The sequence below is a fragment of the Streptomyces scopuliridis genome (assembly GCF_042790125.1).
GTDB lineage: Bacteria > Actinomycetota > Actinomycetes > Streptomycetales > Streptomycetaceae > Streptomyces > Streptomyces scopuliridis_A.
The window spans coordinates 81,539-106,428 of sequence record NZ_JBHTZS010000005.1; the positions used below are offsets into that span (position 1 = coordinate 81,539).

General features: G+C 69.4%; 24 protein-coding genes and 4 pseudogenes. 14 read left to right on the plus strand and 14 right to left on the minus strand.

Annotation, left to right across the window (positions count from 1 at the left end; translation table 11 throughout):
• Positions 1-23 precede the first annotated feature (23 nt).
• A pseudogene (locus ACFRKB_RS09485) lies at positions 24-275 on the minus strand (hypothetical protein); the annotation flags it as partial.
• Here ACFRKB_RS09485 and ACFRKB_RS09490 point away from each other — a divergent pair.
• Complete coding sequence (locus ACFRKB_RS09490) at positions 274-711, plus strand: glutaredoxin domain-containing protein (protein ID WP_383104661.1); 438 nt, start codon at positions 274-276, stop codon at positions 709-711. The pseudogene ACFRKB_RS09485 and the gene ACFRKB_RS09490 overlap by 2 nt on opposite strands.
• 197 nt (positions 712-908) lie before the next feature.
• Positions 909-1,523, plus strand: coding sequence for a dihydrofolate reductase family protein (locus ACFRKB_RS09495; RefSeq protein WP_383104662.1), 615 nt, complete (start codon positions 909-911; stop codon positions 1,521-1,523).
• A gap of 89 nt (positions 1,524-1,612) precedes the next feature.
• Here ACFRKB_RS09495 and ACFRKB_RS09500 read toward each other — a convergent pair whose 3' ends face one another.
• Both ACFRKB_RS09500 and ACFRKB_RS09505 read right to left on the minus strand, forming a co-directional pair.
• The gene (locus ACFRKB_RS09500; RefSeq protein WP_383104664.1) at positions 1,613-2,467 is read right to left on the minus strand and encodes a nucleotidyltransferase domain-containing protein; all 855 of its coding nucleotides are present in this window, start codon (positions 2,465-2,467) and stop codon (positions 1,613-1,615) included.
• 64 nt (positions 2,468-2,531) lie between these two features.
• Positions 2,532-3,980 carry an aldehyde dehydrogenase family protein gene (locus ACFRKB_RS09505; protein WP_383104665.1) on the minus strand — a complete coding sequence of 483 codons (1,449 nt, stop codon included), beginning with the start codon at positions 3,978-3,980 and terminating at the stop codon, positions 2,532-2,534.
• A gap of 329 nt (positions 3,981-4,309) precedes the next feature.
• Between ACFRKB_RS09505 and ACFRKB_RS09510 the strand changes: the two genes are divergently transcribed.
• Both ACFRKB_RS09510 and ACFRKB_RS09515 read left to right on the plus strand, forming a co-directional pair.
• Positions 4,310-5,752, plus strand: coding sequence for an APC family permease (locus ACFRKB_RS09510; protein ID WP_383104667.1), 1,443 nt, complete (start codon positions 4,310-4,312; stop codon positions 5,750-5,752).
• A gap of 331 nt (positions 5,753-6,083) precedes the next feature.
• Positions 6,084-6,278: pseudogene (locus ACFRKB_RS09515) on the plus strand (IS5/IS1182 family transposase); the annotation flags it as partial.
• An 89-nt stretch (positions 6,279-6,367) separates the two neighbouring features.
• Here the strand turns inward: ACFRKB_RS09515 and ACFRKB_RS09520 are convergent.
• On the minus strand, positions 6,368-7,393 hold the full coding sequence (locus tag ACFRKB_RS09520; protein WP_383104669.1) for an SGNH/GDSL hydrolase family protein: 1,026 nt from the start codon (positions 7,391-7,393) through the stop codon (positions 6,368-6,370).
• Positions 7,394-7,584: 191 nt separating this feature from the next.
• On the opposite strand from ACFRKB_RS09520, the pseudogene ACFRKB_RS09525 reads away from it, so the two are divergent.
• Positions 7,585-7,820, plus strand: a pseudogene (locus ACFRKB_RS09525) (IS5/IS1182 family transposase); the annotation flags it as partial.
• A pseudogene (locus ACFRKB_RS09530) lies at positions 7,803-8,329 on the plus strand (glycoside hydrolase). The pseudogenes ACFRKB_RS09525 and ACFRKB_RS09530, both read left to right, overlap by 18 nt.
• Here the strand turns inward: ACFRKB_RS09530 and ACFRKB_RS09535 are convergent.
• Together ACFRKB_RS09535 and sigJ are read right to left on the minus strand one after the other, a co-directional pair.
• Entirely contained in the window at positions 8,309-8,518 is a 210-nt protein-coding gene (locus tag ACFRKB_RS09535; RefSeq protein ID WP_383104670.1) for a hypothetical protein, read from the minus strand. The pseudogene ACFRKB_RS09530 and the gene ACFRKB_RS09535 overlap by 21 nt on opposite strands.
• Before the next feature lie 75 nt (positions 8,519-8,593).
• On the minus strand, positions 8,594-9,526 hold the full coding sequence (gene sigJ / locus ACFRKB_RS09540; protein WP_383104672.1) for an RNA polymerase sigma factor SigJ: 933 nt from the start codon (positions 9,524-9,526) through the stop codon (positions 8,594-8,596).
• A gap of 183 nt (positions 9,527-9,709) precedes the next feature.
• Here sigJ and ACFRKB_RS09545 point away from each other — a divergent pair, with 183 nt between their 5' ends.
• The 3 genes from ACFRKB_RS09545 to ACFRKB_RS09555 all read left to right on the plus strand — a co-directional run bounded on the left by ACFRKB_RS09545 (position 9,710) and on the right by ACFRKB_RS09555 (position 11,421).
• On the plus strand, positions 9,710-10,120 hold the full coding sequence (locus tag ACFRKB_RS09545; protein WP_383104674.1) for a hypothetical protein: 411 nt from the start codon (positions 9,710-9,712) through the stop codon (positions 10,118-10,120).
• Between the two features lie 85 nt (positions 10,121-10,205).
• A complete protein-coding gene (locus ACFRKB_RS09550; protein WP_383104676.1) occupies positions 10,206-10,919 on the plus strand; it encodes an SDR family NAD(P)-dependent oxidoreductase in 714 nt (237 codons plus the stop codon).
• 85 nt (positions 10,920-11,004) lie between these two features.
• Positions 11,005-11,421 carry a YybH family protein gene (locus tag ACFRKB_RS09555; protein WP_383104677.1) on the plus strand — a complete coding sequence of 139 codons (417 nt, stop codon included), beginning with the start codon at positions 11,005-11,007 and terminating at the stop codon, positions 11,419-11,421.
• A 27-nt stretch (positions 11,422-11,448) separates the two neighbouring features.
• Here ACFRKB_RS09555 and ACFRKB_RS09560 read toward each other — a convergent pair whose 3' ends face one another.
• Entirely contained in the window at positions 11,449-12,144 is a 696-nt protein-coding gene (locus tag ACFRKB_RS09560) for a type 1 glutamine amidotransferase domain-containing protein (protein WP_383104679.1), read from the minus strand.
• Positions 12,145-12,619: 475 nt separating this feature from the next.
• Between ACFRKB_RS09560 and ACFRKB_RS09565 the strand changes: the two genes are divergently transcribed.
• Positions 12,620-12,769 carry a VOC family protein gene (locus ACFRKB_RS09565; protein WP_383105114.1) on the plus strand — a complete coding sequence of 50 codons (150 nt, stop codon included), beginning with the start codon at positions 12,620-12,622 and terminating at the stop codon, positions 12,767-12,769.
• Here ACFRKB_RS09565 and ACFRKB_RS09570 read toward each other — a convergent pair.
• Together ACFRKB_RS09570 and ACFRKB_RS09575 are read right to left on the minus strand one after the other, a co-directional pair.
• Complete coding sequence (locus ACFRKB_RS09570; protein WP_383104681.1) at positions 12,759-13,112, minus strand: DUF1330 domain-containing protein; 354 nt, start codon at positions 13,110-13,112, stop codon at positions 12,759-12,761. The genes ACFRKB_RS09565 and ACFRKB_RS09570 overlap by 11 nt on opposite strands.
• A 91-nt stretch (positions 13,113-13,203) precedes the next feature.
• Positions 13,204-14,247 (minus strand): NAD(P)-dependent alcohol dehydrogenase, encoded by a 1,044-nt coding sequence (locus ACFRKB_RS09575; RefSeq protein WP_383104683.1) that lies wholly within the window; start codon positions 14,245-14,247, stop codon positions 13,204-13,206.
• Between the two features lie 117 nt (positions 14,248-14,364).
• Here ACFRKB_RS09575 and ACFRKB_RS09580 point away from each other — a divergent pair, with 117 nt between their 5' ends.
• Positions 14,365-15,288: a helix-turn-helix domain-containing protein gene (locus tag ACFRKB_RS09580; RefSeq protein WP_383104685.1), complete on the plus strand. Its 924-nt coding sequence runs from the start codon at positions 14,365-14,367 to the stop codon at positions 15,286-15,288.
• A 70-nt stretch (positions 15,289-15,358) separates the two neighbouring features.
• On the opposite strand, the gene ACFRKB_RS09585 is transcribed toward ACFRKB_RS09580, so the two are convergent.
• Positions 15,359-16,123, minus strand: coding sequence for a S1 family peptidase (locus tag ACFRKB_RS09585; RefSeq protein ID WP_383104687.1), 765 nt, complete (start codon positions 16,121-16,123; stop codon positions 15,359-15,361).
• 358 nt (positions 16,124-16,481) lie between these two features.
• Here ACFRKB_RS09585 and ACFRKB_RS09590 point away from each other — a divergent pair, with 358 nt between their 5' ends.
• A complete protein-coding gene (locus tag ACFRKB_RS09590) occupies positions 16,482-19,262 on the plus strand; it encodes an ATP-binding protein (protein ID WP_383104689.1) in 2,781 nt (926 codons plus the stop codon).
• A 55-nt stretch (positions 19,263-19,317) separates the two neighbouring features.
• Here ACFRKB_RS09590 and ACFRKB_RS09595 read toward each other — a convergent pair whose 3' ends face one another.
• The 4 genes from ACFRKB_RS09595 to ACFRKB_RS09610 all read right to left on the minus strand — a co-directional run bounded on the left by ACFRKB_RS09595 (position 19,318) and on the right by ACFRKB_RS09610 (position 21,747).
• Complete coding sequence (locus ACFRKB_RS09595; RefSeq protein ID WP_383104691.1) at positions 19,318-19,737, minus strand: ATP-binding protein; 420 nt, start codon at positions 19,735-19,737, stop codon at positions 19,318-19,320.
• A 329-nt stretch (positions 19,738-20,066) separates the two neighbouring features.
• On the minus strand, positions 20,067-20,450 hold the full coding sequence (locus tag ACFRKB_RS09600; RefSeq protein WP_383104693.1) for an SLOG family protein: 384 nt from the start codon (positions 20,448-20,450) through the stop codon (positions 20,067-20,069).
• 164 nt (positions 20,451-20,614) lie between these two features.
• Entirely contained in the window at positions 20,615-21,481 is an 867-nt protein-coding gene (locus ACFRKB_RS09605) for a GNAT family N-acetyltransferase (RefSeq protein ID WP_383104694.1), read from the minus strand.
• Positions 21,482-21,561: 80 nt separating this feature from the next.
• On the minus strand, positions 21,562-21,747 hold the full coding sequence (locus tag ACFRKB_RS09610; RefSeq protein ID WP_383104696.1) for a hypothetical protein: 186 nt from the start codon (positions 21,745-21,747) through the stop codon (positions 21,562-21,564).
• 259 nt (positions 21,748-22,006) lie between these two features.
• Between ACFRKB_RS09610 and ACFRKB_RS09615 the strand changes: the two genes are divergently transcribed.
• Complete coding sequence (locus ACFRKB_RS09615) at positions 22,007-23,080, plus strand: PP2C family protein-serine/threonine phosphatase (RefSeq protein ID WP_383104698.1); 1,074 nt, start codon at positions 22,007-22,009, stop codon at positions 23,078-23,080.
• A gap of 268 nt (positions 23,081-23,348) precedes the next feature.
• Positions 23,349-24,860, plus strand: coding sequence for an aldehyde dehydrogenase family protein (locus ACFRKB_RS09620; RefSeq protein WP_383104699.1), 1,512 nt, complete (start codon positions 23,349-23,351; stop codon positions 24,858-24,860).
• The last annotated feature ends 30 nt before the right edge of the window (positions 24,861-24,890 follow it).

Sequence of the window (24,890 nt, forward strand, 5' to 3'; positions counted from 1 at the left end):
CAACGGTGGCGCACGGACAACGCCAGAATCCGGTCGTCGTCGATCCGCACCGTCTTCGCGTCCGCGTCCACCGCTGTCACCCAGCCGCGCACGAAGCGCGCACTCGTACCGTCCAGCAGTTGCGGGATGCTCAGCTCGGCGGACTGCTGCCCGGTCGCCGTCATGTGCAGCCGCAGCCGCTCGGTGAGCCGCTCCCGCGCGGTCCCACGCCTCGATGTCCAGGTGAGCGGTCTGGTTCGAGGCGCGGTTCGACTCACCGATAACCTCGTCATCATGACGCGCGCCTGGATATTGCCGATGCTGGTTCTGCTCTGCGGCTCAGTCGTTGCGACTGGGCTGGTCTTCCAGGGGCGCCCGTACGCAGCCGCAATACTCCTGCTGGTGTTTGTGCTGCTGGCGGCCTCCAACTCGCGGCTGATCTTCCCGAGGTCAGTCGGTGCACTGGAGGCACAACGCCGCAGCGCGGCCGATGGCCGGCCGATCGTCTTCTGGCGGCCGGGGTGCACGTACTGCTTGCGACTGCGCATCCGGTTGGGCCGCAGCGCCCACACGTTGCATTGGGTCGACATCTGGCGTGACCCGGCTAGAGCAGCAGCGGTGAGAGCGGTCAACGATGGCAATGAGACCGTGCCGACTGTCTTCTTGGCGGGTCAGCCACACGTCAACCCAGATCCTGAATGGGTGCGCGAGCAGCTCTCCCGTTCCGCGTGATCGGCGCGATGCCACATCAGAAGGGCGCCCGCAGGTCCGACACATAGTTCAGTCAGGTTGCCAGGCACCCCGACATCGTCCGTCTCCTCCAGGACCCGGTCACCGAGAGCATCCCGCGCTATCGAAGGCGGGCTCCCATCCTGCACACGAACCACGCGTAAGCGATGAGTTCGGGCGGCGCATCGAGTCTGCCCCTCATGAATCGAATCATCGCTGACATCTCGGTGTCCCTCGACGGCTTCGTCACCGGGCCCAACCCCGGCCCGGACAACGGTCTGGGCACCGGCGGCGAGGCCCTGCACACCTGGGCGTTTTCCGACGACCCCGAGGACCGCGGGGTCCTGCGGGAAGCGACCGCCCGCTCGGGCGCCGTCGTCCTCGGCCGTCGGCTCTTCGACGTGGTCGACGGACCGCACGGCTGGGGCGAGACGTCCGGCTACGGCGCCGGTGAGGTCGGCAGGCCCGCGTTCGTCGTCGTGACGAGTTCGCCGCCGGAGTCGGTGCGGCTCACCGACCTCGACTGGACGTTCGTCACCACCGGTCTGCCCGACGCCGTCGCTGCCGCACGCGAGCGCGCCGAGGCGGCGGCGTCGGGCAGCGGCAAGGACCTCGACGTCGTCCTCATGGGCGGCGGCGCCACGATCGGCTCGGCGCTCGCCGCCGGACTGGTCGACACGCTGACGCTGCACCTCGCGCCGGTCGTGCTGGGTGCCGGGACGCCATTGTTCACCGGCGGAGCGCCGCGCACGCTGGTGCGTCGGAGCGTGACGCCGACATCCACCTCGACGCACCTGACCTACGACGTCCTCTGACGACCTCGTTGCGGACCAAGGCCACGGTCCGGGACGACGGTCCACACGGCCTCGTTGACACCGTAACTGTGCGCGCCGAGGCGGCTCGGTCAGCTCGCCCGGTCAATCACATCCTGGAGGTACCGCATGGCGAGCTTTTCGGCGTGGTGATGGCGTGCGATCTCCGCTTGGGCTTCGTCGCGCCACCGGCGGTAGAGCTGGACGGTGGCGAGGAGCGCCTGACCGGCGTCGTGGCGGTCGTAGCCGCACAGGGTTGCCTGCAGGTCGTGCGCCTCATTCGGTGCGATGGATTCGAGGTGGCGCACGCCTCGGGGGGCTGCGCCGGCCCGGCGAGCGGCCAGCGGGCCCAGCACGGTCTCGCGCAGGTAGTTGAGAAAGGCGATGGTCTCGAACAGTTCACCGCGGCCGAGTTTCGTCGCACCGTAGTGGACCCAGATCCAGAACCGGTCCTCGATCCACTGGAGGTCGAGCGACGGAGCCGTCGGCGGATGCCCCGCGAGCGTTGTGGCCAGTCGGCCGTCTCGGTCCCACAAGATCTCCGGGTCCTCAGCACGCTCGGCGAAGTCGGAGGTACGCACGAACTTGAAGTCGACATGCAGGAGGGGCGGCCCGACGAGCGTGATGATCAGACGGGGCTCGCCGACGTGCTCGCCGGTGAACCCCGCCACCAGAGCGGCCCATGTGCCGATCAGCGTGAGCCGATCCTTCATGACCGCGTCGAACGCCTCGTCGTCGACGACAACGATCAGGTCCACGTCCGAGTAGATATCGGGGTGTCCCCCCGCGATCGATCCCGTGACGGCAACACCGGCCACTCGCGCGTCCTGCCGGATACGGGGAAGCACACTGCTGAGGAACTGGCTGTGCGGCGAGGGGGCATCCACGGCATTCCTTCCGATGGGAACAAAGTCCGGCAACGTAACACGCCGCCAGGCCGGATGCACAAGGAATTACTGCGCGCTGGTGCCATATCGCCAGTGCTGTGCTGTGCTGTGCTGTGCTGTGCTGTCAGAGGCTGATGACGCCGGTCCGCAGATCGGTCATGGCCAGCAGGGTGTGTTTTCCGCCGATCCGGCCCCAGCCGGTGGACCGGCCGCCGGCGCCGCCGAAGGGCATGTTGATGTCCCAGAAGCAGGTGGAGTCGTTGACAACGACCTGGCCGACGGCCATCTCCTCGACGAAGCGGTGCGCTGCCGTCATGTTCTGGGTGAACACCGCGCCCTGCAGGCCGAGTTTGTCGTCGTTGGCGATGCGCAGGAGGTCGTCGTCATCGGTCCCGGTGATGATGGGCACGACCGGTCCGAAGGACTCCTCACGGGACAGGAGACTGTCCTCGGGTACGGCGTCGACGACGGTGAACTCGTAGTAGAGATCGGTCGGCGCGTCCTTGCGGCGGTGTCCGCCGAGCAGGATCTCGGCGCCTCGCTCACGCGCGTCGGCCATGTGCCGGTCCATCTTCGCCGCGACACCCTCGTTGTTGACGGGACCGAGGTTGGTGGTGTCGGCGAAGGGGTCACCGAGCACGACGTCCTGGGCAGCACGGAGGACCGCGGCGACGAAGTCGTCGTGGACGTCCCGGTGGACGATCGCCCGCTCCGTGGCGCAGCACACCTGCCCCGCGCACAAGTACGCCCCGTAGACGGCGGCTTGGGCCGCCGCCTCCAGGTCGGCGTCGGCGAGGACGACAAGGGGGCCGTTGCCGGAGCACTCCATGACCGAGCGCTTCAGACCCGCCGCAGACTGGATCTTCGCGCCGGTGACGGAGGACCCGATGAAACCGATCGCGTCGGTACCGGCGTGACGTACGAGCGCGTCACCGGTGGCGCCCTCCCCCGGCAGGATGTTGACCAGCCCGCCGGGAACTCCGGCCGCGGCGAAGGCTTCCATCGCCTTGAGTACCGTCAGTGGGGTGTTGGCCGGGGGCTTGACGACATGGGCGTTACCGGTGGCCAGGCCGGGGGCGACGAACTCGGCGAGCATCAGCAGCGGGAAGTTCCAGGGGGTGATGATCGCCCATGTGCCCACCGGGCGGTAGAAGGTCCACATCCGCTTTCGGCTGTCGTTCGAGGGGAACGTCTCGCCGTGGAGGCGTATGGCGTCCTCCGCGTGCAGATGGAAGAGCTGGGCGGCCTCCTCGACGTCGGCGACCGACTCGGCGAGCGGCTTGCCCTGCTCCAGGGTCTGCAGCCGGGCCAGTTCATCGACCCGCTTGGTGAGTTCGTCCCCGACACGGTGACAGATCTGCGCGCGCTGCCAGACGTTGACGCCCGCCCATGCCCGTTGGGCGGCGTTCGCGGCGGCGACAGCGGCATCGACGTCGGCCGAGGCGGGCAGCGGAATGGTGCCGACCAGTTTTCCGGTGGCGGGGCTGATCACGTCGTAGGTGTCGGGGCCTGCCGCGTCGACGTACTGACCATTGACGAAGAACTGCTGGCGGATGGGACTGACGGTGCTCACGAGAGACCCCTTCTGTCCTGGACCACTGACGAAGGCTCATGCTCCACTCGGCAAGAATTCACTGTCAAGACGCCCAAATCGACAAGAATGATCGTTTTGATCCTGCGCATTCGACAGATTGTCAAGTGCAGAAGCGCAGGATGCGCCGGCTGAGTTCCGGCCGGAAACGGAACGACGATTTCGCGGTTCGGCTCAGCCGTGAGGATTGACAGCCCCTCGTCGGCGCTTCTATAACCAGTCGGCAGCACCGCTGCTGTGAGCGACACCCTGTCCGGAACTGCCGCACGGCGCCGCCTCCCCCACCTCAGCCAGGAACCGAGGGGACAGCCATGTCCAGCACTCCCGTACCCCAAGCCGACAGCTCTCCGGTTCTCGCCAGGAAGATGCGCTGGTACGACGGCCTCGCGATGTCGCTGACCATGCCGGCCGCACTCATCGCCAGCCTCGGCGCCTCCATCGGCGGGCTCGGCGCCTGGGGCGCCATCGCCCTGTGGGCCGCCTCCATGGTGCTCGCCACCGTCACCAACTGGATCTACACCGAACTGGCCGCGATGTTCCCCGACTCCTCCGGGGGCATAGCCCATTACGCGGCCGAGGGCTGGAAGAGCCGCGCTCCCGTCGTCGGGCCGCTCGCCGCGATCGGCTACTGGTTCCCGTGGACCACGGCGCTGGCGGTCTACGCGGGAATCATCGGCTCCCTCGTACAGGCGCAGTGGTTCCCCGGCCAGGACTGGACCCTGTCCCTGGGCCCCGGCGAACTGTCCTTCCCCATCGTCGTCGGCCTCGCGGTCATCGTGCTGCTCTTCGCCGCCGCCATGATCGGTCTGCGCGTCGCCATGTGGGTCGTCTACGTCACCGGTGGTCTGCTGCTGATCCCCCTCGTCATCTTCATGACGGTGCCGTTCTTCAGCGGGGACTGGAGCGCGAGCGGACTGCACTGGAACCTGCACGGCATCGGCGGCCTGCGCGAAGCCCTGGTGTGGATCTACATCATGGCCTGGACGTCGTTCGGCGTCGAAGTCTGCGCCACCTTCGCCCCCGAGTACAAGGACACCGTCAAGGACACGTCCCGCGCCCTGCGTGCCGGGGTGCTGTTCTGCCTGGGCGTGTTCATCGTCCTGCCGCTCGCCCTGTCCGGATACCTGGGCGAGAAGCGGATCGGACAGGACCCGACCACCTTCTACGTCGGAGCCTTCCAGGACCTGGTGGGCGGCGCCGCCGACCTCATGATCCTCTTCATCATCGCCTCGCTCCTGCTCATCATGATCACCGGGCTCGCGGACGGTTCCCGTGTGCTGTACGCCATGGGACAGGAGCGCCTGACCATCCGTCAGGTCGGTGTGCTCAACCGGCGCGGCGTCCCCGCTCGCGCGCTGGTGGTGGCCCTCGTCATCAACGTCCTGGTGCTGGTCTTCCTCAAGACGCCGCTGGCCATCATCGTCACGGGAAACCTGGGGTACATCCTCACCCATGTACTCGCCCTCTCGGCGTTCGCGCTGCTGCGCAAGGACCGGCCGGACCTTCCGCGCCCGATCCGCCTCCCGGACTTCTTCGTCCCCCTGTCCTGGGGCGTGGCCGCGTTCATCACCGTGGTGCTGGTGGTCGGAGCCACCGGCTTCTCCATCACCGGGTACGGCGGCTACAAGGAGCTGGCCGTCGCGGCCGTCGTGCTGCTCGTGGCGGTACTGCTGTGGCTGTACCGGCACCGGGTCCAGGACAGGAACACCGCCCCGGCCGAGCCGCCGGCCCCCGCGCCCGAACGCCCCGCCTGAAGGTTCTCCTCGCCGTAGATGGGGTGCGGGCAGGAGCTGCGCGGGATTGCCGGTGACGTCCTGGTCGTCCCAGCCATCGGCGGAGAGGTGGGCTTGGACCGGGTCGTGGGCCGGCGCGTGGTCGACAGTGTGCTACAGCGGCCCGTACCGCGGTCGCGTCTTCAGGGCGACGACGACGGCCAAGACGACGGCGAGTCTGTCCCCTGTCTCGGAATCGAGCTGGGCAAGGGCACCGGCGGGGACTTCGATCGGCGCGGCAACGTGACGTGTAAGAAGCTCTCTTATTCCTGCCGACTACAAAATCCTCACGCGTATCGTCACGTCACCGCTCCAGGGCCGCCGCGGCGGGCATCGTCCGGGGCAACCTCGTGGAGACACCGAAGCGTACAAGCAGCGCAACGCGGTGGAACACTGCATCAGTCGGCTCAAGCGGTGGCGCGGCCTGGCCAGGAGAACCGGCAAGCTCGCCATCGCCTGCCAGGCCGCACTCCATCTTGCTGCCATCCTCATCTGGGGCCGCAGATGACCGAGGGTCCAGACTTCGGTCCACCACCTGCGCCTCGTCGGCATGCAGACCTCCGCCCCCTTGGACGGCCGGCGGGGCCGCGTGCCCTCCTACCGGTTGAGGATCTGCTCGACCTTGTCGGCCACCTGCTTGGCCTGGATGTCGCGGCCCTTGTCATTGGGGTGCGCGTACCAGGGGAGCTTGGCGCCGAGATCGAGCTGGGAGTCTTCCAGCAGGCCGCCGATGCCCCGGCCGGCGCCGTCACATGCCGTGTTGCCGCCGGTGTGGGCGTAGAGGTCGACGAAGTCGGCGCCGCCTTCGGCGTCAGCGACGGCCTTCTTCATGGTGTCGTTCAGCCGCTTCTGGATCTGGTCCAGGACCGGAAGGGCGTCCTTGGGAATGTCGGCGAACGGCAGCTGCGTCTGACCGGGCGCCGCGGTCAGGCACTTGGTGGTGTCCTCGGGCACGAGCCGGGGGTAGCCGACCAGGACGCGCTTCGCGTCGGGAGCGAAGTAGCCGATGCGGTCGAGCAGCTCCTCCAGGTCCCACCCGACCTGCTCGAACTGACCGTCCAGCCACTTCTTTCCGTCCCCGGTCTCGAAGAACTCACCGCACTTGGAGGCGGGCTCATCCCCGTCCACCGGCTCTCCCGGCAGCAGAGGGTGGCCCCGGAGTTCGCCGGAACACTGCTTCAGGATGCGGTTGAAGCCCAGCGTGTTGCCGCCCAGGCTTCCCACGGTCAGCTGGGTGTCCTGCTTGAGCGCGTCCTGCTGCGGCGGGACCTTCATGCCGGGCAGCAGCAGCTCCTGTTCTTGCCAGAAGTGGTGGACGAGGGCGCCACCGCAGGAGACGTCCGACTGGACGTCGAGTGTGATGCCCTTGTCCGCGAGGCGCTGGGTGGCGACGGTGGGATAGTTCTCCTTCGCCTGGAAGCAGAAGTCCCTCTTGCCGTCCTGGTTGAAGGGAGCGATGCCGTAGTTGGCGGTGTAGGAGTCGCCGAAGAAGACGGTCGGTACGGGGTCGGCGGGCGCCGCACCGGCGCTTCCCGCCGGCCCGACGAGCGCCAGGCAGCTGCCCAGCGCGACGGCTGCGGCAGCCAGCCGCCGCACCACCGGAGATTTCGTCGTCCTACGCATGGCCGAAGACATGGATGTGCCCTGTCGTCAAGGCCCACGAGAAGGGGCCAGTCAGCTGGAACGGTAAGTGATCATTCATGCGCGAAGGGTGACTAGTCAAATGAGCGGTGCGGCACCCGGCGTTTCCGGCAGCCCCTCACATGCGTCCATCCCTTCCTGGTCAGCGGGGCGTCAAGGAGGCACGGCCTGGAGCCGGTGTGTGCGGCCGGCTGCGTCAGAAGGTTCTCCAGCTCCTGGACGAACAGGACTTGATCGACCTGTCCCGGGCAGTCCTGGACTCCGTGCACGTCCGCGCTAAAAAAGAGGCGAACTTGCAGGTCCGAGCCCCGTGGACCGGGGTAAGCCAGAATCCAGGATGCACATCCTGTCCGACGCGGACGGACTGCCTATGCGGGTCGACTCCGCCGGCCTGGTTCTCGGCTCGGAGTCCGCCGGCGGCTGGGCCAACCAGGGACTCGCCTTCGACCACGGCTCCGGCACCCCGGTGGCCGACGGGTACTGGGGCGCGCAGACGGACAAGGAGACATGGGGCGGCTACGTCTCCGCCAACGCACCGGCCCTCTTCTTCAAGCCCGCCAAGCTCCCCGAGAACGTGGCCAAGGCCAGTACGACCGGGCCTACCGCGTCCCGCTGTACGAGACCGCCCTCCACGACTTGCTGGTCAACACCGAACGCTGGGAACTGCCCTACGACAAGCTGCCCGAGCAGAAGACCGCCGACGCCCTGCTCGCCATGCTCTACAACACACCGCTCCCCTTCGTCCTCGACGGAACGTCGCTCAAGGAACGCGGCGACGAGCTCGCCACGCTCCAGAAGTACTTCGCACCGCTGCACCGCCCGGCCGGCACAGTACTCAAGGACGCCCCGAAGCCTCGCCGCCTCTGCCCCGGCACGCGGGATGACAGAGTCTGTCGCCTACCGTCGGCGCCATCCTGAAAGCCGGTCCCCGGCCCCTGGGACCGCTGTCAAGGGAATGTTCGGCAGTTCCTGCACCGGCACCCCGACCGCGTCCGCGATCTCCATCGCCGGATACCGCTCAGGCTCACCCGCGTCCGCCGCATCCGCCACCACCTCGGCCTCACTGCCCACCAGGAGCAGCACCCTCACATTCACGCGCTCATCCACCGTCGTCTCCCTTCGAAGCGTCTTATCGTTCTCATCGGTCTCATGCGTGCCGCGCACGCCTTCGCCGTCAGCGGTTCACCCGTTCCAGGTCCGGAGCTTCTCCGGGTTGCGTACGGCCCAGATGTGCGTGATCAGGTCGTTCGCGACGCCGAAGGCGGCCACCGTCACGGTGCTGCCACCATGCTGGGCCACCAGGCCGGGCCGGCCGTTGACCGAACGCTCCAGGAGTGTCAGGCCGGGCGCCCTGTCGCCGATTTCGAGGATGTAGCGGGCGATCCGCTCCGCGCCCGCGACCGGGCGGAGCGCCGCACCGGCCCGGCCGCCGCCATCGGCGGTCATCGTGGCGCCCGGGTTGAGCAGGCCGACGAGGGCGGCGATGTCCTTGTCCTCCCACGCCTGCTTGAAGTTCCTGATGACGCGGGCCTGCTGGGCCGTCGGGGCCTCCGGAGCCCGCGCCTCGCGGAGCCGGCGGCGGGCCGACGACGCCAGCTGCCGGCATGCCGCCGGCGTACGCCCGACGATCGTGGCCACTTCGGCGAAGGGGTACCGGAAGACGTCGTGCAGGATGAACGCGACCCGTTCGGCCGGGGTCATCGATTCGAGCACGACGAGGAAGGCCATGTCGACCGACTCGTCCAGGGTGACCTGGTCGGCCGGGTCACCCCCGCCGTCGCCCGGCCGTCCGTTCATCCACTCCGTACCGTCGGGCAGCGGCTCCGGGATCCATTCGCCCACGTAGCTCTCGCGCCGCGCCCGCGCCGAGCCGAGTATGTCGAGACAGATGCGACTGGCCACTGTCGTCAGCCAGGCGCCGGGGGACTCGATGGCCTCCCGCTGCTGCCGGGACATGGCGTACCAGCGGGCGTAGGTCTCCTGTACGGCATCCTCGGCCTCGGCCAGGGAGCCGAGGAGCCGGTAGGCGAGATTGACCAACTGCCGGCGCTCGCTCGTGATCGCACTGAGGCTCGGACCGGGCCGGCCGTGTCCGGTCTCGGATCGGATGGTCATGGTCGTGACGGCTCCCTCGTTCATGTCTGCCCTCCCATGATCGACGGGACCGCGTACGGGCGGCGAGGCGGGTGCGCCGTCTCACATTTCCGGTGGCTGCGTCGTCGGAGTGGTGAGAGGCCGGGGCGCCGGCCGTGAACCCCTGCCGAGAAGCAGAGTTGAGATCAGAAGGGAAGGGTCGCCATGCCCTCACGGACGACGGCACAGCAGCGCAGCCCCAGGTTCTTGGTGTTCCTGCGGGCCGCGATCGCCTTGCAGACCGTGGCCATCTTCTTCCAGGCGGCCACCGCCGGACTGTTGTTGTCCTCGCGGTACGGAGAGACGCTGCACAGTGCCGGTGCCCGCGGGATGTACGCCGCGTCCATGGTGTACGTGCTCGCCGCCATCCTGGTGTGGCGACCGGGCGGCGGCTCGCCCAGGCCCATCCTGTACGCGAGCGGGTTCCTGGTTCTCGCGTCGGTGCAGGTGGTCCTGGGCATCGCGCATGTGACGAGCCTGCACGTTCCCCTGGGCACCCTGATGTTCGGCCTGAGCACCCTTCAGCTGGGCCTGGCGCTGGCCGGCCGCCGCGTACGCGCGGGTGCCGTGGCATGACGTTCGGCGCCTCGCGGGGACGATCAGCGGACGACACACCTCCCGTGCTCACACCGACTGGAGCGAATACGGCGAAAATCCCCTCATGGACACCACGCAGAAGGTCGCCGTCGTCACGGGAGCCTCACGGGGAATCGGGGCAGCCGTGGTCAGGGCCTACCGCGGGCTCGGTTACGCGGTCACCGCGACCGCCCGCTCCATCCAGCCGTCGAGCGACCCTGAGGTACTGGCCGTGCCGGGCGATGTCGCCGAGCCGGGTACCGGCGCGCGGATCGCCGAGGCGACCATGGACCGGTTCGGCCGCATCGACACACTGGTCAACTCCGCCGGGGTCTTCGTCGCCAAACCGTTCATCGAATACACGGACGGCGACTACGAGTTGGCGGCCGGAGCGAATCTGTACGGCACCTTCAGCGTGTCGCGCAGTGTGATCAGCGCGATGCTCTCCCGCGACGGCGGTGGGCACGTTGTGAACATCTCCACCAGCCTGGTCGACAACGCCGACGCCCGGGTGACCGGGGCGCTGGCGTCCCTGACCAAGGGCGGACTGAACGCGCTCACCAAGTCGCTGGCGATCGAGTACGCCACCCGCGGGATCCGGGTGAACACCGTCGCTCTCGGTGTCATCCGGTCCTCGATGCACCCGACGGACCCGGGCGGCGCCCAGGCCGCGCTCCACCCGGTCAACCGGATGGGCGAGGTCGACGACGTCGTGCGGGCCATCCTCTACCTGGAGCAGGCCCCGTTCGTCACCGGCGAGATCTCGCACGTCGACGGCGGCCAGAGCGCGGGGCACTGACCGTGCGCCTGTTTCCGGGCTCCCCCGGAGCCACTGGGCGTGGACCCCGGCGCAGAGACCGCATCCGACCGGCAGGAGAAGCGTGATGACCAGCACGACAGACAGCGAAGCGATCCTGCGCGGCGTCCTCGACCGGTGGAAGGCAGCCGTCGACGCCCACGAACCCGAGCGGGTCGCCGCCTGTTTCACCGAGGACGCGATCTTCCAGGGGCTGCGCCCTTACAGCGTGGGACGCCAGGGTGTCGCGGAGTATTACGAGTCCCAGCCTTTGGGGTTGACCGCGCGGTACGAGATCCTGGAGACGCGCGGGCTCGCCGACGACCTCGTACTCGGCTATCACCGTGTCGAGTTCGACTTCACCGACCGGCCGCCGCGGACGGTCAATCTCAGCCTCCTGGTGAAGCGCTCGGCGAGCGGCTGGTACATCGCCCTCTACCAGGTCTCGCTCCTGCCCGACGCCCACCGTCGCACTCCGGAGAATCCCGAACCGCGACCGCGCTGAACCGGCGGGGGAAGACCCGCTGGGGAATCACGCGAGGATCTCCAGCAGCCGATTCGCCAGAACCGCGGCGGAAGCGGGATTCTGCCCGGTGATGAGGTTGCGCTCCTCCACCATGTACGGCTTCCAGGTCTCGCCGCGACTGTAGGCGACGCCTACCTTGTCCTTCAGTTCGTCCTCCAGCAGCCACGTCACCCTGGAGGCCAGCCCCACACCCGCCTCCTCGTCGTTGGTGAAGCCCGTGACCTCGCAGCCTCTGAAGGGCGACTCACCGTGAATCCTGGTGGCCAGCATCGCCGCGGGCGCGTGACAGACGATCGCCAGCGGCTTGCCCGAGGCGAGTTGCGCCGTCAGCAGCCGGCCCGCGTCGGCATCGAACGCCAGGTCCGCCATCGGACCGTGCCCGCCCGGCAGATACACCGCGTCGTAGTCTTCGAGGCGGACGTCCGACAGCTTGAGCGGCCGCCGCATCACCTCCGCGTCACGGATGATGGCCTCCAGTTCGAGGGCTCCCTGTTCTCCGCCTGCCATGGCCGGGCGCAGGCTCATCATGTCGACGTTCGGGGTCACACCGCCGGGTGTCGCGACCACGACCTCATGACCGGCGTCCGTGATCGCCTTGTACGGCTTCGCGAACTCCTCGGCCCAGTAGCCTGTCGCGTACCTCGTGCCGTCCTTGAGCACCCAGTACGTCGCTCCGCTCACTATGAACAGCACCTTCGCCATCACACATCTCCTCATCACATACGAGGAAATCCCGTCATTCCACCCTAAACACGCGTGCGATCAGACGCATACGGACGGCGGCGCAGCCAAGCCGCAGGCCGCCGGGTGGTGCCTTCGGACGCGTGCACGCCCTGAACGTACGACGCGGCCGGCTCGCTGGTGATGAAGCCGGTCAGGCAGGCGGTGGCCGGGCCGCTCACGGTCGTCGCGGAGGCCGTGCCGCTGCTGTCCGTGTCCGCGGCCATGGCGCCCGTCGCCTGCCTGCGACCTGCTGCTGGAGATCCCGGCCGTGCGCGGCCTGAAGAGCGTGGAGCGGCAGAACACCCGTGCCGCGACCGGGTCTCGCGCACAGCCGGGGTGACGGTGGGGCGGCTGACCTGGTACAGCGCGGCGAGCACCGCGTGCGGCTGCCGCGGACGCGACACGGCGAGAGCGGCCGGAACCCGGTCGGTGAAGACCGGCTGGTGGTCCGGCCCTGCCCCGGCGGCCCGCTCGCGCTCCGCACCGAGCCGCGCGCGCAGAGCTGGGCGCGGCCCGGGTCGGCGCGACGGTCACCGACGACCAGGGGGCCTTCCAGTCCATGCTCGATCCCGAAGGCAACGAGTTCTGCTTCGTCAGCGCCTGACCACGCGAACCTCCCGCATGGCCGTCGCCGTGCGTGACGCGTCGTAGTCGGCCGGTACGCCCTCCACGAAGACCAGTTCGCCGGGGATGTGGTCGGCGCGCAGCGGCAGGATCTCCTGATAGGCGGGGGACGCGTACCAGTCGTGGGCGTGCGCCAGGTCGGGGAACTCGGCCACGACCACGTCGCCGAGCCTCTCCCCCTCCATCCACTCGCCGGGCTTGCCGTGCGAGAGGAAGCGCCCACCATACGGCTCGAAGGTGCCCTGCACGCGCTCGATGTACTCCAGGACGTCGGCGTGCACCGGGAGCGTGGGACGCAGAACGGCGATGACGTAGGCGGTCATGGGCAAGCCCTCCTCGGGATCCGGTGGATGTGGTCGATCCTGCCGGAGCCCGGGGAGGGCGTCGATTACCCGCTCGGTAATGCCGTACGGCTCAGATCGTCGCCGTGTCGATCACGAAGCGGTAGCGCACGTCCGAGGCAAGCACACGCTCGTACGCCTCGTTGATCCGGCTCGCCTCGATCAGCTCGATCTCGGCGCCGAGGCCGTGCTCGGCACAGAAGTCGAGCATCTCCTGCGTCTCGGCGATGCCGCCGATCGCCGAACCGGCGAGGGTCTTGTTGCCGCCGATCAAGGAGAACAAGTTCAGGGCGACGGGCTCCTCGGGGGCGCCGACGTTCACCAGGGCGCCGCCCGTCTTCAGCAGGTTCAGGTACGCGCCGAAGTCCAGGGGCGCCGACACCGTGGAGAGGATGATGTCGAAGGTGCCGGCCAGGTTCTCGAAGGTGGCCGGGTCGCTGGTGGCGTAGTAGTGGTCGGCACCCAGCTTCAGGCCGTCGTCCTTCTTGCGCAGCGACTGGGAAAGGACCGTGACCTCGGCACCGAGGGCGTGCGCGATCTTGACAGCCATGTGGCCGAGGCCGCCCAGGCCGATCACGGCGACCTTCTTGCCGGGGGCCGCGCCCCAGTGCCTGAGCGGGGAGTACGTGGTGATGCCGGCGCAGAGCAGCGGCGCGGCCACGTCCAGAGACAGCCCGTCCGGGATGCGGACGGTGAAGTTCTCGTCGACGACGACCTTCTGCGAGTAGCCGCCGTAGGTGGGCTCGCCGTCGTGGCCGATGCCGTTGTACGTGGCGACGTTCCCGCGCACGCAGTGCTGCTCCTGCCCGGCCTTGCAGTTCTCGCACTCACGGCAGGAGTCGACCATGCAGCCGACGCCGACCCGGTCGCCGGCCTTGAACTTCGTCACGCCGGAGCCGACCTCGGCGACGACACCGGCGATCTCGTGACCGGGCACCATCGGGAAGATGGCCTCGCCCCAGCCCTCGCTGGCCTGGTGGATGTCGGAGTGGCAGATGCCGGCGAACTTGATATCGATCAGAACGTCGAACTCGCCGACCGTACGGCGTTCAATGGTGGTGCGCTCCAGCGGGGCCTTGGCGCTGGGGGCGGCGTATGCGGCAACAGTCGTGGTCATGTCCCCAGAGTGCCTCCCCACAGCGTGTTCACCCAGGTCACCGCTTTGCGTACGTCCAGTGGTCCTACTACTGACGGGGTCAGGCTCCTGGTCGTACGACCGGGAATACTGGAAGACATGAACGACACCCCCGCCACGGACGACGGACAGGCAGCCCTCCCCGACGGCCTCGACCGCAGGGCCGAGCTCAGCGAATTCCTGCGCACCCGGCGGGCTCGGCTCAAGCCGGAGGACGTGGGAATCCCCTCGCACGGGCGGCACCGGCGGGTGCCGGGACTGCGGCGCGAGGAGCTGGCACAGCTGGCCGGGGTCTCGGTGGCGTACTTCACGCGCCTGGAGCAGGGAAACGGGCGCAATGTGTCGGCGGAGGTGCTCGACTCGATCGCGCGCGCTCTGCGTCTGACCGACGTCGAGCATGCGCACCTCATCCACCTCGCCAGGCCGAAGCAGCAGCGCAGGAAGTACCGGGCGCCCAGGCGCCAGCAGGTGCGAGTGGCGCTGCAGCAGCTGCTCGACTCGATGGAGGGCGTGCCCGCGTATGTCGGCGGGGCGCGCTCGGAGATCCTCGGCTGGAACCGGATGGCGGCGGCGCTGTTCGGCGACTGGGGCAAGCTGCCGCCCGCGGAGCGCAACTGGGCGCGGCTGACCTTCCTCTCCCCCGACTACCGCGAGCTGTTCCTGGACTGGGACTCCAAGGCGTCCGACATGGTCAGCTATCTGCGGCTGTACGCGGGCCAGCACCCGCAGGACCCGGACCTGTCGGCGCTCGTGGGTGAACTCTCCGTCAAGAGCGAGGAGTTCAGGCGGCTGTGGGCCACGCACGACGTGAAGGAGAAGGGTCACGGCGTGAAGCGGATGCGGCATCCGCTGGTCGGTGACCTCACCCTCGCGTACGAGACGCTGCATCTCCCGGACGACGACGAGCAGTTTCTGTGCGTGTACCACGCGGAGCCGGGCTCCGCGTCGGCGGAGGCTCTGCGCCTCCTGGCGAGCTGGGGCACGGACACGGTCCGGGCGGGCAGCCGGACGCCACACCACTGAAGCCCGGCGGCAACGACGGGGGTTGCCCGTAACCACCGCCGGGTGCGTCCGTCCCTGCGTCTCGATGGGGCTACCTGGTGTGTGTGACGACTTTGTCGATCCAGTCCCGGTAGCCGGCCACGTCGACGAAGTTGCTGAGCATGTGGTCCTCACGCGTTCCGTTGGTCGAGGTAACGCCGGCGAGCCGCCATTTCCCCTTCTTCTTGACCACGAGCGGACCTCCGGAATCTCCCGGGCCCACCCCCCGGAACTCGCGGTCCTTGAGAACGAGCAGATTGTCCTTCTTCTCGCTCACCGGAAGGGTGATCTCCTGGAGGTGTTCCGGCACACACATTGCGTCCCGGCATGTGTTTCCCCAGCCCAGGGCGCGCACGGCGGTACCGGTCCGCGGGCTGACGGTGTTCAGGCGAACGGGCTTGTGACGGACCGGCCGGTCGAGCTTGAGCAGCACCAGATCGGGCCCGGAGAACTGTCCATCGGTGAACGAGGCATCCGGGTGCTTGACCATCTCCTTGACCTTGGCAAGGGTCCCGCCCTCACTGGTACTGCGGCTGCCGATCCGTATCCGCAGGTCCTTGATATCCCTCTTGCCACTCCCCACGCAGTGGAAGGCCGTCAGGACCCACTTCCTGTCGATCAGGGTGCCGCCGCAGAACGCCGAGCCGTCCACCTGCACGGATGCCATCCAGGACTCGGCGGTGGGCGCCGGGCTTCCGCCGATCACGGCGTGCCCCGGAGTCGCTGTCGCGACGATTCCCGCGAGCGCCGCGAAACTGCCGACCACTGCTCTCCGGCGGATGCGGGAACCGCGGGCCGATGGCGCGATAAATGGCATGAATGCCTCCTGTGGCTGTTCGATGGAGACTCGCGCGGTCACTGTGGCACCAGTCGGTGTTTCACTTCTGTTACAGCCCCCGACCCCTCCCGTTCGTTGAGTTCGCGGCCTCGCGGGCCGGGGCCGGCGCCGGGCGCGGGCGAGGCCGACGGGGCTAAAGTTGTGGTCGAGAGAGAACGATGGCGCTGGTCGTAACATGAGGGGGTTGTCGCCTTGACGCCGCAAGCCCCCCGGAGGACTGTCGCTCCGCTCCGCGACGCCGGGCTCGTCAGGTGGTGGTCTCCGGAATGAAGCTACCGGTCACGGCCCGTGTCCCTGCCGCTTACGTGTGTCATCCTCCCGGCCGGGGATGCGTACGATGACGGCCACCGCGGGCGACACCGCGTTCGTGGGACGCACCGCTGAGCTGGACCGCATGGATCAGTGTCTGCGGACAGCACGGTCCGGCAAGGCGTCGAGTGTGCTTGTCCAAGGGGCTGCGGGTATCGGAAAGAGCGCACTGGTTCGCCGCTGGCTGGCAGGGCTTTCGTCCGAGAACCTCCCCGTGCTCCGGGCCGCCTGCGACACATCAGAGGAGGACCTGGCATTCGGTGTGATCCGGCAGCTGACTTCCCGCGTACCAGCGGCTCTCCTCAACCGGTTTCCGCTGCTCGCGGGAGCGGTGCCGACGGCGGAACCCTTCCAGGTGGGTAGCGAACTGCTGGAACTGCTCGGCGAGTTGCAGAGCGACGGGCCGGTGCTGATCGTCGTCGACGACGTCCAGTGGGCCGATCGGCCCTCGGCGCAGGTTCTGGGCTTCGTACTGCGCCGCCTGGAAGCCGATGCGGTGCTCACCGTCCTGCTCTCGCGCAGCGGCACGGAGCCCGGCGAGGCCGGAGGTCTGGACCTGCATCGTCTGGTCGCGGGCATGCCGCACAGCTGCGAGCTGACCCTGACCGGGCTCGGGGTCACCGAAGTGGGCGAACTGGCCACGCTGGTATACGGCCGTCCCGTCGGCCGCGGAACGGCCGAGCGGCTCCGGAACCACACCGACGGCCACGCCCTGTACCTCCGGACGCTGCTCGCAGAGGTCGCGTGGGATTCGGTGGCTCACGGGCGGGACGCCCTGCCGGTACCGACGTCCCTGGTGCAGGCCCTACGGCGCCAGCTGGACGGTCTGCCCGGTCCGGCGCGGAGCCTGGTCGAGGGCATCGCCGTACTGGGCGGCCCGGCGCCCCTCGCCACGGCTGCCCGCGTCGCCTCCGTAACAGAATCCGACGCGGCGCTCGAACCCCTGCTGGCGCAAGGAATCGTGCGGTGGTGGCCCAACCAGCCGTACACCCCGGTCGCGATAGCCCACGAGCTCCAGCGCGAGGCGATCGTGACCGCCACCTCGCCCCGCCGGCTGCGGGCACTGCACGCCGCCGCGGCCACCCTCGTCGACCGTGCCGCCTCCTGGTCGCACAGGGTCGCGGCCACGCAGGGTACGGATACCCAGCTCGCCCGGGAACTCGAACTGGCCGCCGACGGGTACCACGCGACCGGAGAGCCCGTACGGGCCGCCACCCTTCTGTTGTGGGCATCGGAGGTGGCGCTCCCGCGCAGCGAGCGGGAACGCCTGCTGCTCACGGCGGCCGCACGCCTTCTGTGGGCTCAGCGGTACGTGCGCGTGGAGCCGCTCCTGGCCAGGATAGAAGCCGCCGAACCGTGCCCGCTGCGAAGCCTGGTACTGGGCGGCTACGGAACGCCCCGAGGCGCTCCTGAGGCCACGGGCCTGCTCACCGAGGCGCTGGAGGACCGCCGGGCCGAGGCCGGAGCGCGGTTCGTACCGGCCATGGCCGGCACCTGGCTCGGTATCCAGCACATCGTGGGCGGCCACAGCGCGAAGGCCGTACCACTGCTCCGGGACGTGCTGGCGATCGACGATCTGGAGCCACAGCTCGCGCCATGGGCGGCCGGCAGCCTGGGGCTGGCCCGCAGTTACTGCGCCGGCGCACGCGCGGCCTTGCGCGAGTACGACACCCTCGCCCCCGCGGGCAGTCCGCGCTCTGTCGCGGAGCAGGCCATCCAGCGCGCCTACCGCGGGATGCTCCAGATGTGGGCCGGGGATCTCACCGACGCGGAGAACGAACTCGCCGTCGCCCTGGACACGGCCCGCACCAACGGCTGCCCCGTGACCGCGGAGTTCACCTACGCCAACCTCGCGGCCTCACAGTACTTCCTGGGCCGCTGGGACGAGGCCGCGATCAGCGCCGACCACGCTCTGGTCATCGCCGAGGCCGAGGAGAAGCCCTGGGCGTTCTCCTACGCCTGTTCCATCGCGTCATGGGTGCGGGCGGGCCGCGGACAGTGGCAGCGAGCCCAGGAACTGGTCCAGCAGTCCTACCAATGGTCCGGCGCGATCTCGCCGGCCCACGGCCTGCCGCCCGCGGCCGTCGGGGCGGCGGTGCTGGCACAGGCTCGGGGCGACTATCCCGCCATGCTCGGCGCGCTGCGGACCATTCTTCGGGCCCGCCCCGACTCGGGACCACTGGCCTTCCAGACGTGGTGGCGCCCCCTGTACGTCGAGGCCTTGATCGCCGACGGTGACCTGGACGGCGCCGATACGGCCTTGGCCCACCTGATGGCCCTGAGGGAGGACGCTCCCTTTCTCCGCATGGCCGTGATGTGGCTCTCGGGTCGGCTGTCGCAGGCACGCGGAGAGGGCAAGCGAGCCCGTGACCTGTTCGAAGAGGGCCTCAGCCTTCCCGCCTCCGCCGACGATCCGCCGCTGCACCTGGCGATGCTCGCGCACAGCCACGGCAGGCTGCTGGCCCAGGCAGGAGAGCACCACCGGGCAGCCGCACACTTCACCCGGGCCCGCGACCTCTTCGCGGCACTGGGAGCCCAGCCGTTCCTCACGCGCTACCGCGACGACTTCGCGGACCGGCCCTCCGGCCGCCCGGCCGGGCTGCCTCTCTCGGAGCTGACCGACCGCGAGCGCGACATATCCCTGCTCATCGGCCGCGGACTCACGAACAGGGAGATCGCCGCCAGGCTGTTCATCAGCAGCAAGACGGTCGAGTACCACCTCAGCCACGTCTACCAGAAGCTGTCGCTCTCCGGGCGCCGCCAGCTCCGGAACATGGTGCAGCAGGACAGCCCGCTGAGCAGCACCTGAACCCGGAGCCGGGGCCGCCTGCCCCCGCCGCCGCATCGCCGCCGCCGCCCACATGTCACCGCCCCATCGGAAGCGTCACCCGTATCGTCTTGCCCCGGGCGCTGGTCACCACCGCCCAGTCGTCGATCAGTTCCGCGACGAGGCCGAGCCCGAACCCGCCGGAGGCCCCCCGATGCTCGGGCGGCACCAGGTGCGGGACCCGCCTGCTCCTGTCCCCCACTTCGAGCAGAAGACATCCGCCTTTGAGGGCCATCCCCAGAAAACGAGGGCCCGCCGTGTGCCGGCAGGCGTTGGTCACCAGCTCGGACACCACCAGCAGGGCGTCCTCCGCCTGCTCGCGCGGTTCTCCGTCCGGTCCCTTCAGGAGCCCTCGGTGGCCGAGGAACTGTGTCAGGACACGGCGGGCGCAGCGGGCAGCCTGGCGGCGGCCGGCCAGAGAGATGGTGCGGCCGGTGACCGTACGGACAGATTCCACTGTCGTGCAATTCGCCATCATTGCCTTGACTCGCTTCCTCAAGCAGCGGTTGGTGGCCGTGGGTGGCCGATCAATCCTCGGAGGAGCGCTCGCTTTCCACAGTGGCAGGACGCGGTCGGATGGTCTTCAGGGAATTTCCCTATGATGAACCCCAAACCCTCCCATTACGGTACGAAATCACGCCGTGACTCTGCGCGGCAGCCGCGCGAAACCGCCGCACCGGCCCCCTGTGCGACAGGGGCGGGCATGCCGCGTGTCATGGGGTGGTCAGGCGTCAGTCACAAGGACTGCGGCGATGCCGAGCCGGGCGAGAACCAGCACGACGGTAATCACGCCGTCCACCGCCTCGTCGGGATCCCCGCACCCTCAGCGAGGTCGGCGCAAACGGCCGCGCTCCGGGAGCCGTTGCGGATGAACGCCAGGCACATGTCGGCGCCGAGCCGGACCATCAGCCGATTGCGCATCGGTCCTGCCGCGCGACCGTGGGTCTTCCAGTCGGCCGGATGCTGCTCCTCGGTGGCCAGGCCTATCTGCGTGACGGCGACGTCGTCGACCCAGCCGCCGGCGATCCAGTCGGCGCCGGTCGGGCGCGCGCCGTGGACAACGACGAACGGTCGGTTGACAAGCAGCCAGATACGGGTGATCTGGTGGCGGATCAGTTCTTCGTCTTCCCAGTTGCGGGAGCCGGTGACGAGGACTCGGTAGGGGTTCACGGTGGGGGGACTCTTCCCGTTCGTTGGGGCGGGTGATCGTTAGGCGTGCTGGGCGGCTTTGTGGTTCCGCTGAATTTGGCGGGGTGGCGTGGCCGTCCCGCGAGAGCACGACGACAACGCGGAGAGTCAGCGGTGGCGGTTCGTCCCGGTCGAGCCGAAAGGCCCTAGACGTTCCGGTACTGGTCCCTGACCTCGGGGCGTCGCCGGAAGCCGGCTGACTCGTACGTGGCGACGGCGCCGACGTTGGAGCTCGGGGTGCAGACGATCGCGCTCGACGAGCCCAGCTCCTGGAGTGCGGCCGCCGCGGCGACGGTGATCGCCTTGCCGTAACCGTGGCGGCGATGTTCCCGATGTACGCCCATCGGTTCGAGCAAACCGGGCCTACCCGGACCGGCCGACCACACCGTCACCGCCGCCACCGCGGTGCCGTGGTCGTCGTACGCGACCAGACACCGGGCGTCGGCGTACGGCAACCCGGCCGCCATCGCGTGCCAGCGCTCGTCCGTGAACCTCGACCCGTCCCACGCTGCCCGATGTACGGCGGCGAACACGTGCGCCCGCCCCGGCCCGACCACCTCGATCCGTACGCCTGGGTCCTTCACCGGCTCCGCGAGGTCGCGGCGCAGCGGTGTCCACGGGTCGTCGGTCTTCCAGCCGTCCTCGGACAGCAGATCTTGGACCAGTGCGCCCATCGGCGCCTCGATGTTCACCTTCCCCCGGGGCAGTACGCCGCGCTCCGGCTCGGTCACGTCCTCGGCCAATCGCCGCGCCAACTCCTCGTCCCGATGAGCGTCCGGCGCGATCGTCAGGCGCAACAGCCCGGGACCGTCCAGCAGACCGACGGCGAGAATCTGTCCGTACCGGTTCCACGTCCTGACCGCCGCGGCGGTCGCTTCCGTGCCCGACCGCCAGAACCAGCCCAGGTCCCCCGGATGCAGTTGCATCGGCGCCCCGTCGTTCTGCCACTCCCGCAGCACGCTCACGGCCCTGCTCAGCCCGTCGACTCCCGGCCGGCCCAACGCAATCGTCATGCCTTCGATCACACACCAGCGCGCCGACAGGCCGCACCCGGATTTCGACCGGCCGGCATGGTGCGGGTTTGGGACAGGCCCTAAATCACCAGTGTCAGCGGCAGTCGTCCCGCCGGAGGCAATGGCGGGATGGCCGGCTCGGCCCGCATGCCCTGGATCAGCGGCGCGGCGAAACGCCGGGAGGCGGCCACCGCCGCGGCCGGCGATGGGGTCCGGATGCCACCGTTGGCCATGAGCACCATGACCAGGTCTTCCAGGACGAACACGTAGCTCGGGCTGGACAATCGGGGCTGGACGTAATGAGCAGACCGACCAGGGATAAACCCTAGGGACAAATCAGGTCACATCTGGAAGTTTGAGGGCGAGGATTCCTCAGCACCGTCAGGGAGACCACCAATGACCCAGGGCCGCGTAGCGCAGCAGTCCCGGCCGTCGCGCTCCCCCCTCCGGCACCGCACCCTCCGCGATCGCACCCGGCGCCCCTGGCTGGAACGGGCGAGTGAGGGAGGGAAGGCCCGAGGAGCGATGCGTGTGCTGCCCACGCTGCTGATCGTCTTCGGGCTGGCCGTCGACCTGGCGATGCCGCCCGGCTACAGCGCGGCCCCCCTCTTCGCGGCCGCCGCGCTGGTCGCCGCACCCCTGTCCTCACTGCGCGTGACCATCTGGACGGGTGTGGCCGCCTGCCTGGCCATGCTCCCGGTCCAAGTGCTCCAGGGCTCCGGTGGCCCGATCGAGGCTGCCACCGAGAAGGCCACGGTACTGACCGTCGCCGGGCTGGCGGTGCTGATCAACCGGGTCGTCGTGCTCGGGGACAGGCGGCTCGCGTCGGCACGCGGCATCGCGGAGGCCGCCCAGCGGGCGGTGCTGCCCTTCCCGGCGCCACGGGCCGGCAGGCTCGGGGTCGCGGCACGGTACATGGCGGCGCAGGCCGATGCCCGCATCGGCGGGGACCTCTTCGCCGTTCAGAACACCCCTTACGGTGTGCGGTTGGTGATCGGTGACGTACGTGGCAAGGGGACGGATGCCATCGATTCGGTCGTGGTGGTCCTCGGGGCGTTCCGGGAGGCCGCCGAGCAGGAACCGGATCTCGAAGGCGTCGCGCGGCGACTCGACCGCGCGCTGTCGAGGGAGGGGGCACGGCGCGGCATCGACGCCGTCGAGGGGTTCGCCACGGCCGTGCTCGCCGAGATCTCCGACGGGGGAGAGAAGCTGCGGCTGGTCAACCGGGGCCATCCGGATCCCCTGTTGCTGTGCCCCGGGCAGTCGCCGCGCCTGCTGGAGCCCGGCGGGCGCGCTCTGCCCCTGGGGCTGATCCGGCTCCATCCCGGGGATTCCGGGGATTCCGGGCCGCCGGACGAGTCGGGCCGGTCCTACGCGGCGGAGTTCCCGCCCGGGGCGACGCTCCTCTTCTACACGGACGGTCTGTCGGAAGCCCGCGACGCGTACGGAGTCTTCCTCGACCCGGTGGAGCAGCTGCGTGACCGTCCGTTCACAGGCCCCGACGATCTCCTGGACCTCGTGATCGACACCATCGGCCGGCACACGGGGAGCGAGACGGCGGACGACACCGCGCTCCTGGCGGTCACCAGGCCAGTGTGACCCCGGGCGGGCCTGTGTGAACGCCGGGCGCCCGGGACGGCGGACAGACGTCGGGACACCTTCGGTTCCGGGCCGCTGGCCTGCCGAGCCGGTCGCCCGGGACGGCGGACGGTCAGATATTGATTCAAGAGTCAGCAATTACGGGGGACTCTATTGACTCTCGAATCAGTAGCAACCTACCGTTCGGAACCAGCCAAGCGCGGCTGCCCCGGCGGCCCCGCCACGCTGTCGTCCACCGAATCCCCAGTCGCCCTTGAGGAGCACGACCATGGGTCATCCGGTCACCCACATCACCAGGAGCCGCCTCGACACGGAACGCTCGCACTTCCGAGTGGGCGGCGCGTGGCAGGCCCCCTTCGGCGGGCTCGGCGGGCCGCACACCGTCGTGACCGATCCCACCGGCCGCGGTGCGGTCGGCCAGGTGCCGAAGGGGACGCGGGAGGATGTGTCCCTCGCGGTGGCCGCGGCCCGCGCCGCGTTCCCTGCCTGGGCCGCGGCGGACATCGCCACCCGCCGGGCGCTGCTCGCGGCGGTCTCCGCCGGAATCCTGGTACGCGAGGCGGACTTCGCCGAGGTGATCAGCGCGGAGATGGGCGCCCCGCTCGACAACGCCCTTCATATGCAGACACGGCTCGCGGCCGAGGTGTTCCGTTCCTACGCCGACATCCTGGCCGGCCACGAATGGGAGGAGCGCGTCGGGTCCTCCCAGATCGTCCAGGAGCCGGTGGGCGTCGTCGCCGCCATCACACCGTGGAACTACCCCCTCTACCTGGCCGCGGCCAAGGTCGCCGCGGCACTCGCCGCGGGCTGCACGGTCGTCCTCAAACCGAGCTGCGACGCGCCGCTGAACGCGTTCCTGCTGGCCGAGGTCTTCGCCGACGCGTGCCCCGCGGTCGGCGCGCCCGGCGGGGTGTTCAACCTCATCACGGGATCGGGCGCGGTGGTCGGCGATGCCCTCGCCTCCCATCCCGACGTCGACGCGGTCTCCTTCACCGGGTCCACCGCGGCGGGCCGCTCCGTCGCCGCGGCGGCCGCCGGAACCGTCAAGCGCGTGGGACTGGAACTCGGCGGGAAGTCCGCCCGGGTAATCCTCGCCGACGAACAGGACGGCGGGACGGTCAAGGACCTGGACCGGGCCGTACGGGTGGCACTCGCCGACGCCTTCTACAACTCCGGGCAGACGTGCACCGCGTGCACCCGCGTACTGCTGCCCGACGCGGTGTACGACGAGGCGGTCGCGCTGGCCGCCGAGGAGGCCCGCCGCTGGCGGCTCGGCGACCCGGCCGTGGCCGGAGAGCACATCGGCCCCGTCGCCACGGCCCGGCAGTACGTCGGCGTGCTGTCCCACATCCAGCAGGGGGTGGCGGAAGGCGCGCGGCTGGTCGCCGGCGGCGGCGCTCCGGAGGACCGGATTCCCGACGGCCTGGACACGGGCCACTGGATCCTCCCGACGGTCTTCGCCGACGTCACCGCCGACATGGCGATAGCGCGGGAGGAGATCTTCGGCCCCGTGGTGTGCCTCATGCGCTACCGGGACGAGGAGGAGGCGGTCCGGATAGCCAACGACTCGATCTACGGGCTCGCGGGCGCGGTGTGGTGTGCCGATCCGCTCCGCGCGGAGCGGATCGCCCGGCGGATCCGGGCCGGACTGGTCACCGTGAACAGCGGTGAGTTCAACGTTCTCGCCCCCACCGGCGGATACAAGCAGTCCGGGATCGGACGGGAACTCGGCGTGCACGGCCTCCTCGAATACACGGAAACCAAAACCATCCAATGGTGACAACGCCGCCCCGGGCGGGGTGGGACGGAC

Bases quoted from the DNA above. Each gene is read 5' to 3' on its own strand.
- ACFRKB_RS09605 (WP_383104694.1), bottom strand. From the start codon at position 21,481: ATGACGATTGCGTTGGGCCGGCCGGGAGTCGACGGGCTGAGCAGGGCC.
- ACFRKB_RS09585 (WP_383104687.1), bottom strand. From the start codon at position 16,123: ATGCCATTTATCGCGCCATCGGCCCGCGGTTCCCGCATCCGCCGGAGA.
- ACFRKB_RS09560 (WP_383104679.1), bottom strand. From the start codon at position 12,144: ATGGCGAAGGTGCTGTTCATAGTGAGCGGAGCGACGTACTGGGTGCTC.
- ACFRKB_RS09615 (WP_383104698.1), top strand. From the start codon at position 22,007: ATGCGTGTGCTGCCCACGCTGCTGATCGTCTTCGGGCTGGCCGTCGAC.
- ACFRKB_RS09545 (WP_383104674.1), top strand. From the start codon at position 9,710: ATGCCCTCACGGACGACGGCACAGCAGCGCAGCCCCAGGTTCTTGGTG.
- ACFRKB_RS09510 (WP_383104667.1), top strand. From the start codon at position 4,310: ATGTCCAGCACTCCCGTACCCCAAGCCGACAGCTCTCCGGTTCTCGCC.
- ACFRKB_RS09575 (WP_383104683.1), bottom strand. From the start codon at position 14,247: ATGACCACGACTGTTGCCGCATACGCCGCCCCCAGCGCCAAGGCCCCG.
- ACFRKB_RS09520 (WP_383104669.1), bottom strand. From the start codon at position 7,393: ATGCGTAGGACGACGAAATCTCCGGTGGTGCGGCGGCTGGCTGCCGCA.
- ACFRKB_RS09580 (WP_383104685.1), top strand. From the start codon at position 14,365: ATGAACGACACCCCCGCCACGGACGACGGACAGGCAGCCCTCCCCGAC.
- ACFRKB_RS09495 (WP_383104662.1), top strand. From the start codon at position 909: ATGAATCGAATCATCGCTGACATCTCGGTGTCCCTCGACGGCTTCGTC.
- ACFRKB_RS09555 (WP_383104677.1), top strand. From the start codon at position 11,005: ATGACCAGCACGACAGACAGCGAAGCGATCCTGCGCGGCGTCCTCGAC.
- ACFRKB_RS09490 (WP_383104661.1), top strand. From the start codon at position 274: ATGACGCGCGCCTGGATATTGCCGATGCTGGTTCTGCTCTGCGGCTCA.
- ACFRKB_RS09570 (WP_383104681.1), bottom strand. From the start codon at position 13,112: ATGACCGCCTACGTCATCGCCGTTCTGCGTCCCACGCTCCCGGTGCAC.
- ACFRKB_RS09550 (WP_383104676.1), top strand. From the start codon at position 10,206: ATGGACACCACGCAGAAGGTCGCCGTCGTCACGGGAGCCTCACGGGGA.
- ACFRKB_RS09590 (WP_383104689.1), top strand. From the start codon at position 16,482: ATGACGGCCACCGCGGGCGACACCGCGTTCGTGGGACGCACCGCTGAG.
- sigJ (WP_383104672.1), bottom strand. From the start codon at position 9,526: ATGACCATCCGATCCGAGACCGGACACGGCCGGCCCGGTCCGAGCCTC.
- ACFRKB_RS09620 (WP_383104699.1), top strand. From the start codon at position 23,349: ATGGGTCATCCGGTCACCCACATCACCAGGAGCCGCCTCGACACGGAA.